Annotated in this window: 8 protein-coding genes and 1 pseudogene; 5 read left to right on the forward strand and 4 right to left on the reverse strand. The window is 68.7% G+C overall.

The features are described from left to right. Positions 1–167: 167 nt before the first annotated feature. Positions 168–1,171, forward strand: a pseudogene (locus tag ACFU99_RS24280) (IS5 family transposase). Here the strand turns inward: ACFU99_RS24280 and ACFU99_RS24285 are convergent. From ACFU99_RS24285 to ACFU99_RS24300, 4 genes are all read right to left on the reverse strand, one after another. Continuing rightward, positions 1,102–2,403 (reverse strand): hypothetical protein, encoded by a 1,302-nt coding sequence (locus ACFU99_RS24285; RefSeq protein ID WP_384395298.1) that lies wholly within the window; start codon positions 2,401–2,403, stop codon positions 1,102–1,104. The pseudogene ACFU99_RS24280 and the gene ACFU99_RS24285 overlap by 70 nt on opposite strands. A 136-nt stretch (positions 2,404–2,539) precedes the next feature. Further along, entirely contained in the window at positions 2,540–2,944 is a 405-nt protein-coding gene (locus ACFU99_RS24290; protein ID WP_384395300.1) for a hypothetical protein, read from the reverse strand. Positions 2,945–3,012: 68 nt separating this feature from the next. Beyond that, entirely contained in the window at positions 3,013–4,767 is a 1,755-nt protein-coding gene (locus ACFU99_RS24295) for a ParB N-terminal domain-containing protein (protein WP_384395302.1), read from the reverse strand. A gap of 164 nt (positions 4,768–4,931) precedes the next feature. Next, positions 4,932–5,672: a DUF2786 domain-containing protein gene (locus tag ACFU99_RS24300; RefSeq protein WP_384395304.1), complete on the reverse strand. Its 741-nt coding sequence runs from the start codon at positions 5,670–5,672 to the stop codon at positions 4,932–4,934. A 524-nt stretch (positions 5,673–6,196) separates the two neighbouring features. On the opposite strand from ACFU99_RS24300, the gene ACFU99_RS24305 reads away from it, so the two are divergent. The 4 genes from ACFU99_RS24305 to ACFU99_RS24320 are packed head-to-tail and all read left to right on the forward strand — an operon-like array spanning position 6,197 to position 7,838. After that, positions 6,197–6,454 (forward strand): hypothetical protein, encoded by a 258-nt coding sequence (locus ACFU99_RS24305; RefSeq protein ID WP_384395305.1) that lies wholly within the window; start codon positions 6,197–6,199, stop codon positions 6,452–6,454. Further along, positions 6,451–6,897, forward strand: a complete 447-nt coding sequence (locus tag ACFU99_RS24310; RefSeq protein WP_384395307.1) for a hypothetical protein — start codon at positions 6,451–6,453, stop codon at positions 6,895–6,897. The genes ACFU99_RS24305 and ACFU99_RS24310 overlap by 4 nt, the downstream gene beginning before the upstream one ends. Before the next feature lie 10 nt (positions 6,898–6,907). Then, complete coding sequence (locus ACFU99_RS24315; RefSeq protein WP_384395309.1) at positions 6,908–7,531, forward strand: hypothetical protein; 624 nt, start codon at positions 6,908–6,910, stop codon at positions 7,529–7,531. Positions 7,532–7,586: 55 nt separating this feature from the next. Then, positions 7,587–7,838 carry a hypothetical protein gene (locus ACFU99_RS24320; protein ID WP_384395311.1) on the forward strand — a complete coding sequence of 84 codons (252 nt, stop codon included), beginning with the start codon at positions 7,587–7,589 and terminating at the stop codon, positions 7,836–7,838. Positions 7,839–8,137: the final 299 nt, after the last annotated feature.

The raw sequence follows: 8,137 nt of genomic DNA on the forward strand, positions 1-8,137 counted from the left end.
CCGCGCCCACAACCTGACATCAGCAAGGTCCCCACCCATAACCCACCAACGACCAACCTGACCACCAGTCACGGCAAAGACCGTTGCAGTACTAGGGCCTGTATTGAGTCGTGATCGTTTGCTGGTTCTGCCCTCGCTGCGAGGGCAGAACCGGTAGTCCGGTACACATGACGCGTGCGCAACTGACGGACGGCGAGTGGGGATTCATCGAGCCGTATCTGCCGGTCGGTGAGTACGGCCCGTATCCAGAGCGGCTGCGGCCACAGTTCGAGGGCGTGATCTGGAAGTTCCGCTCGGGAGCTCAGTGGCGGGAGATGCCGGAGTGCTTCGGCGCCTGGTCCACCGTGCACAACAGGTTCAGGCAGTGGCGGGACGCCGGAGTTTTCGAGGCGCTGCTGGAGGGGGTGACAGCCGAGGCGGCCGGGCGGGGCAGGGTGGACATGTCGCTGGTCAGCGTGGACTCCACGACTGTCCGTGCCCATCACGACGCGGCCGGAATGCGCCTGGAGGAGGACGTTTTGGACGCTTTGGAAAAGGCCGCCATCGAGGCGGAGGCGGCCCGGAAAAAGGGGGCGGCGCGGCGGAACAAGACGGACACGGCGACGTCGCTGATCCCGGCCGGGCCGAACGACGGCGCGTCCGGCGACGGCGCGGGCTCCGCTTGAAAGCTGCTTTGCTCGGGCGCTCGCGGGGCGGACAGACCAGCAAGATCCACCTGGCTGCCGACCGCAGGTGCCGGCCCCTGGCCCTGATCGTGACCGCAGGGCAGGCCGCGGACAGCCCGCAGTTCATCCCCGTGCTCAAGAAGGTACGGGTCCGCGGGCCCGTCGGCCGTCCCTGCACCCGCCCTGGCGCGGTCGCCGGGGACAAGGCCTACTCATCCCGCGGTAACCGCACCTACCTGCGCAAACGCCGCATTAAGGCGGTCATCCCGGAGAAGAAGGACCAGGCATCCAACCGGAAGAACAAAGGCCGCAGAGGCGGCCGGCCGGTTCACCACGACGCCGACCTCTACAAGGAACGGAACACTGTCGAGCGCCTGATCAACAAACTGAAGGCCTGGCGAGGCATCGCCACTCGATACGACAAAACGCCCGAGAGTTACCTCGCCGGCCTCCACCTGCGCGCCTCAATGATCTGGATCAAAGACCTCACCCGCACCGCCCCTTGAACACGACTCAATACAGGCCCTAGCTCGCGCTCGGGCACGCGGCATCGGGTGAGTACGGTCTGTGCGGTCTCGCCGTAGGTGCTGTGTTCCTTGACCGTGCCGGTCAACTCGACTTCGTCGCCCTTGCTGGGCACGGTGGCGGCGCTGCTGAACCAGACGTAGACGTTCCCGGCGGCGTCCTGGAATTTGACCAGCCTGCGGCGTTGGGCGTGGTAGCCGTAGTGGCGCTCCTCCAGCTCGATCACGGTCGTCACGGTGGCGGCGACGGTGATCCGTTCTCCTTTGGTGCCCTGCGGCTTTGAGTTCCGGGCGGCCTGTTCGGCGGCGGCCTTCTCCTGGTCCCGGTGCCAACCCGCTATGGCGGATCCGAGGGTGGAGAGGTGGCGAGGGGCGACGGTCTCCGCCTTTGCCAGTTGGCCGACTTTGTGACGGTAGTCGGATGTGCTGCCGTATCCCTGGATGGCCCATTCCCGAACGGCTGCGGCCGTGGCTTCTGCGCCGGGCTCGGCGTCGATGGCTGCGCGCCATTCCGGCGACGCCCGGCGGTCGAAGAAGTACGCGGAAACCGCGTCGGCGGTCGGAGAGGTGTTCTTCCACTCCTCGGCGCGGCTGTAGAAACGGCCGTCCTGGGCCACGATTGCGGCAGTCACCTGGAGCGCTTTCGCCACCGTGACCCGGAGATCGGCGGGGATTCCGCCTTCGCTGTCGCCGTCCCAATCGGAGTCTTTCAGCTTCCCGAAGCGCCACAGTGCCTCAAGCCCCTTGATCGGCAGACCGGTGTACGGCTCCACGCACGTGGTGCCCAACTGCCGGTACTCGCCGCTGTCGTGGCGGGCCAAGTAGGTCGCGGTGCGGTGGCGGGCCACCTTGCAGCCGTGGCAAAAGTTCTCGATCAGCCGCTGTCCGCGCGCCTCTGTAGCGAGCTGATCCGGGAGCCCTGGGAAGACGCTGAGAAGCGTCTCCCCCTCCTCGTCGTGGTCCAGACGGGCCACGACCGTCCAGCCGCTGCGACGCGGTACCTCGCCGAAGATCGTCACGGTGACCATGTGGCGCTTGCCGACAACGCGGCCGTCGTACGGGTCGGTGTAGTCCGTGAGGAACGGGGCGGAGAAATCGAGTTTGTAGGCGGTGAGTCCGTGGACGGCGGCGCGGGTGTTGGTGGACTCGACAAGTTGCCGGACGTGGCTGGCGGCCGTGGCCGGGACGTCGAAACGCATAGCTGCGCTGTTCATCGGGGGTGCTCCTGCTGGTGAGAGGTGATGAGCGCCCGGCCGGGCGGGTTGCCCTCCGCGTTCGGCCGGACCGATGTGGGCCGCGTAGGGCCCGGTGGCTGGATGGGGCGTTGCCCTCCCCCTCCAACACTCTTAATTAAACCACGTTTTTAGCTGTGGGACGCACACCGCGGCCGGGGATGTCCAGTGCCGCGCGATCGCGGAGAAACGCGGCGAACAGGGCGGCGGTGTAGCTGTCGGCGGTGCCGTAGGTGCGGCGGCAGTCAAGGGCTCCGATGCGCTCGCCCCGATGGCGGACGGGGAACGGCTGGCCGGGGGCGGGGATGACGAGTGCGTACAGGCCGCGCCGGGTGTCCACTCGCAGTACGACGGCGGCGGCCTCGTGGTCGTAGGCGGCGGGGATGATGCCGAACTCTGTCAGTTCGGCCGCGATCGCGCGGGCCTGCATGATGTCGGCGGTGGTGGCGGGTCCGGGCTCGGTGGGCGCGGGGACGCAACCGCAACCGTGGTCGTCGGTCTCGGACGGGGCTGTACGGATCACTGTGAGGCTCCTGGTGTGGCCGGGGCGGGCAGCGGCGCTCCCGCCCCGGCGTCGTGCGGCTGGGGGTCTTAGGCGGCGGCTTCGGGGTCGGCGGGCGACTCGTCGGCGGGTACCTGGGCGGTGTCGGCAGGCTCGTCGCTGGCTGCCGTGATCGCGGCGCGCTTCTTCTTGTTCGGGTCGTACGGCTCGTCATCCTTGACGGCCTGTTCGATGGGGGTGAGCTGGTACCCGAGTGCTTCGAGGATCGCGAACCACTGTGCGGTGGGCCTGCGGATTTCCCGGCACATCTGATCATCGGTGCGCCATGCGACGCGTGTTGTGGACTTCTCGCGTACGGCGGCGACGGCGGCGAACTGAAGTTGGGGGGCTCGGCGGGGGTCCTTGGCGACGTGCTCGGGGAAGTCCCTGCGGTGTTTCGCCTTGTCTCCGGTGAGGCCGAGCAAGGTTGCGAGGATGTCGGTCGTGGGCTCCTTGTTCAGGTCATCGCAGATGCCCCACGTACCGCCTAGCAAGGCGGTGTTGACGTGGCCGATGAGGGCGTTGGTGGTGTCCTTGGGGAGGTTGCGGCGCTTGGTCATGTCCGCGATCCACTGGTGACGCCTGGTCACGGCGGCGTCCCATTCGAGGTTCCCTTTTTTGACGGCGGCGCGGGCGGCCTTCTCCGCTTCCTTTCCGGCGGTGTTCGTGCCGCTGTTGCCTGTCGGGCTGCCGGGCTCGGCGTGGCCGTACAGAACGGGTGAGGTGCAGTACGGCTTCAGCTGCTCGTCGTCGCCCCCCTCCAAGACCCAGACCAGTCCCTTGCACCCTGCGTGTTCCTCGGCGCTGATGCGCTTGCCGTCCGGGGTCTTGAGCCGCCATACCGGGGTTGCCCGCTCGGACAGTTCCGTCATGTCCCGGACCTTCTGACCGGACTTCTCCAGCTCGGCCCGGTGGGCTTCGGCTTTCGCGCGCTTGTCGCGCTTGGTCCGCTCGATCGCGATCGTCCAGTCCACATCGGCGGCGGCGTCATCGTCCTCGGCGGCCTCTTCAGCGGCCTCGGTGATCGCGGCAAGCGCTTCGGGGTCGTCGGCGAACTCGGAGAGTGCGGCCATCTGGTCGAACGTCCACGCGTAGGCGGCGCTGGCGACGGCATCGTTCAGGGCCTTGTCGCTCCTGACCTTTACGAGGGCCTTGACATCCTTCTGCCGGACACCGGCCGCCTTGGCGATACGGCCCACCTGTGCGCCCGCCTCGGCCGCGCTGAACATCGCAGCAGTCATCTCCGTGCGGCTGAGCGACTTGCGGTGCTGGGCGGTCGTGATCATGTCGAGGAACTGCCCGGCCTCGTCCCGGCCGTCGTCCTCCCACTCGTACGGGAGGTGGGTCAGACCGGCTTCCTGCGCCCCGAAGAACCTCCGGTTGCCGTCGTTGACCTGGATGATTCCCCCGGCCAACCGCTGGACCTTGACCGGGATTCGGCATCCTTCGGCGCGCAGCGACTCCACGAATGGCGCGTTGATGTCGAGATCCTCGCGGGCGTTCTTCGGGTGCGGGGTCAGCGCGTCGAGCCGGATGACCGGGCGGTCCGTGAACGGTACGGCCTCCAGCCCTGCGGCGACGGCGGCGGCAAGCCGCTGGAACCCGTCGATCACCTGGGGCACATCGCCGTGCGTCCGCACGATGTACAGCGGCTCTTGTACGCCGTTGGCGGTGATGTCGGCGAGTAGGTCGGCGGGGGCCTCGACGTCGCGGACGTTGCCGGGATGCGCGGTGAGTTCGGCTACGGCAAGGGTCTTCCACTGGGCGGGGGCCTGGACGTCGGCCGGGGCCATGGTGTCGCTCATCGTGTTCGTCTTCCCTGGTGAGAGTTCCGCCGGGCCGATCGGCCCGGGGGCGTGCCGGTTGAGGGGTTGCCCTCCCTCTTCCGGCACGTTGAGCACTGCGTGGTTCTCCGGTGTTGATGGCCGGTCCGGGGGCGGCGGGCTGCCGCCCCCGGGCCGGTGGTCGGTCAGGACGCGAGCGCCCCGGCGGTGGTACCGCCGATGCGGGTACCGCCGATGTCCGCACGGTTTCCTGCGGCTGCGCCCTCGCCGTAGCCGCTGCCGGTGTACGTGCCGCGCGTCTTCTGGACGCGTCCGTGTTCGCGCCGGAAGGCGGCTCGCACCTGCGTGTCACGGTCGGCCAGCACAAGGGCACCACCGCGACCGGTGGCCGACGTCTCTGCCTCGGCGGCGGTCCGGGCGGCCTTCTCGATCTCTCGGAGTCGCGCTATGACGCGCTCGATGAATCCGAGCTGCCAAGAGTTGCGCCACGCGCGGGCGCTGCGGACGTCGTAGGGGACGGGCTGTGCGGCCAGACCTCCGAACATCTGGAGTACGAGCGAGGCGTACAGGACCTCGGCGCGCTGGATGTCGGACTCATACCCGAAGACGTGCAGCACGCGGGTGCCCCCTTCACGTCGCTCGCGGAGGTAGATGGCCTTGCATCCGAGAGCCTCGGCGACGAGATACATGAGGCGCATGCGGGACATGGACCACGGGTTGGGGAGCTTCACGTATCGGCTGGTGATGGCGTCTTCCGACGGCTGCCCGTCGTTCAGCAGGGCCTGTTCGACACCGTACTTGGCCATCATCTCGAACGCCCGCTTGCGGGCAAGCTCGGCTTCCGCCTCGGTGGTCGCGGGGTCTTCGGCCTTGGCCAGCAGGGCTCGGATGGTGTCCAGCTTGGGGTGCTTCTTCTCGGTGCTCATAGCGCTGCTCCTGGTGAGAGGTGTTGCCGGGCCGGTCGCCCCGGCGGGGTGTCGGTCGGGGGTTGCCCTCCCCTTCCGGCGTGACTAATTAAACCATGTTTTTAGCTCAGGACCAAATCCTGACCTGGGGTTTTCCTCGTACGGTTCGACGGTCCGGCCTGGGTTTGGGCCTCGGCCCACGACGGGCCTACGGCGGGGTTCCCTCCTCGGTCGGACGGCGCTGCCGTGCGTGCCGTGGTGCAGGGGCGTGCAGTGGAGCGCCCGGAAGCCGGAGCTTTCTGAGGTACGAGGAAAGTTCCGGACCCGGACGTACGACTGTGCGCCCCTGCGGCGCGGTGCGCTTTGCTGGGTCGGCCGATCGAGGAGGGAACCCCGCCGTCCTCCACCTCGACCACGACGGCGCGGCGGCCGAACGACTCGCCCCTCCCCCTCCGAGGAGGACCCGCCGGAGGCATTAACGCTCTGACGCCGGCGTGCTCACTCAGGTTCGAGAACTTCCCAGGCCCGTGCCTACGGTGCGCGCCATGAGCAGGTATTTCGAGCAGCAGCGTGAAGAGATCGAGGAAGCGGTCCAGCGCCTGGTGGGCGAGATGGACGACATCGTGCACCACCAGGTCGCCGACGGCCGTTGGCACCCGTCGTGCAAGGAGATCGAAGACCTAACGGACGACGAGCTGAAGGAAGAGGCCGGCCACCTGGCCAGGTGCCTGATGAAGACGGCCGACAAGGTGCTTGCGGCGACCGCAGCGGGCCCGCAGGGCTTCGAAGGAGGAGACCGATGACCACCTCGACGGCCAAGGTCAGCGCTGCTGAGCTGCGGCGCCGCGTGCGGGAGGTCGCGGCTCTCCAGGCGAAGACGCGTGAGCTGGCGGCGGGGAACGTCCTGGCGGCGCGGGAGGCGGCGGTGAAGGCGGCCCTCGCGAAGGAGGAGGCGGACGTCGCGGCGCGCGAGGCGGCGGCCGCAGCCCTGCGGCTGTTCGGCAACGACGCCGAGTTGGTCGCCGAGCTGCTCGGTGTGCCGGCGGAGGAGCTGGAGCGGGAGGCGAAGCCTGTTACCGCTGCGCGGGCCAAGGAGGTCATCGAGTCGCTGCGCGCTCGGGCACAGCGGCCTCGCACTCGTCGCTCGCGTACGGCCCGCGCCTCGTCGATGCCGTCGGCGGCTCCAACGGCCACCGTCCAAGACGTGGCCGACGAGCCGGGCGGCGGCCAGGCTGATGCCCCTTGAGGACGACCGCGTGCCCGGCCTGTTCCCGCGTTCCGCGGTGGGCCGGTCCGGGCCCGCGCCGGCCGAGGAGCTGCCCGAGCAGATCGCGCTAGTCGGGGAGCCATCGCCCGTGCGTATCCCGGCAGTGGAGTGGGCGGTCTGGCTGGCCGACGAGGCGGTACGGTCCCGCTACTGGGCCAAGGTCCACCGCACGTCTACGGCGTCGGGCTGCTGGTTCTTCTTCTGCGGCATCTCCAGTACGGGCCACGCGAGTTTCCGGGCGGCGTCACTGCCCGGCCGGACCCGTCGCGGCACGGTGCCGGGTCATTTGTACGGCTACCAGCTCGCGCACGGGGTGATCCCGCGCCTCGGCTGGGACCAGGAGAGCCCGACCGTCTGCCACACCTGTGACAACCACTCGTGCCAGCAGCCGGAGCACCTTCGTCTCGGGACGCCGAAGCAGAACCGGACGGAATGGCTGGCCCGGCGCCGGGACCCGGGCAGCCCGCTGGCTGACCTGCGCGGTCCGGCCGGCCGTTCGCGGGCGATTGGCGCCGCGATACGAGCCGGGCGCGCTGGCGGCGAGTCCGAGGCGGAGATCGCGCTCCGGGTTCAGACCGTGATCACCGCAGGGCGTCCCCTGAGCCTCTGGTGACCGCACACCACAAACCAACGATCCCCCTCCCTCGAACCGGAAAGGATCAATAGGGATGAGCGACGACTACCCCTTCTACGAGCCCTTCGGACCGGACTACGTGCGCCCGTCGCCGGCCAACTGCCCGCACTGTCCATGCCACACCCTCCGCGTCTGTGAGGGTTTCCAGTGGCACCGCGCCGAACGGCCGGTCTACAGCGACGGCAGCGCGTACGACGAGCCGTGCCCCTGCGAGAAGGCCGCGGCCCGGCCGGAGGACCGCACCGTGCTGATCGAGCTGGACGGCATCCCAATCGGCGGAAGGTAGCCGGGTCCCGCTTGTTCCCTTCAGGGTCTGTGAACAGCAGCGCATCTTTAGCGAGACGCTTGGCGCGGCTCCGAAGTGTCTGGTCAACCTCATGAAGGGCCCTCGCATGCGCGGGGACCACTCGTACCCTTGGGGGGGAGCGTCTGCGCGAGCCGGGAAGAGCCCCACGGGGGGGCGGGGATCAATCCATACTCTCCTGTTTGCGGCTAGAGATCTTTAATGGTGGGGGTTCTGGTCCTGCTGACGGTTGGGCCCATGTGCGCTATGCCGGAGGTATGCGGTATCCCGATGGTGGTGGG

It is taken from the genome of Streptomyces sp. NPDC057654 (assembly GCF_042800135.1).
Classification (GTDB): Bacteria; Actinomycetota; Actinomycetes; order Streptomycetales; family Streptomycetaceae; genus Streptomyces.

Excerpts from the sequence above, each read along its gene's own strand:
- ACFU99_RS24285 (WP_384395298.1), bottom strand. The coding sequence starts at position 2,403 with ATGAACAGCGCAGCTATGCGTTTCGACGTCCCGGCCACGGCCGCCAGC.
- ACFU99_RS24295 (WP_384395302.1), bottom strand. The coding sequence starts at position 4,767 with ATGAGCGACACCATGGCCCCGGCCGACGTCCAGGCCCCCGCCCAGTGG.
- ACFU99_RS24300 (WP_384395304.1), bottom strand. The coding sequence starts at position 5,672 with ATGAGCACCGAGAAGAAGCACCCCAAGCTGGACACCATCCGAGCCCTG.
- ACFU99_RS24305 (WP_384395305.1), top strand. The coding sequence starts at position 6,197 with ATGAGCAGGTATTTCGAGCAGCAGCGTGAAGAGATCGAGGAAGCGGTC.
- ACFU99_RS24310 (WP_384395307.1), top strand. The coding sequence starts at position 6,451 with ATGACCACCTCGACGGCCAAGGTCAGCGCTGCTGAGCTGCGGCGCCGC.
- ACFU99_RS24320 (WP_384395311.1), top strand. The coding sequence starts at position 7,587 with ATGAGCGACGACTACCCCTTCTACGAGCCCTTCGGACCGGACTACGTG.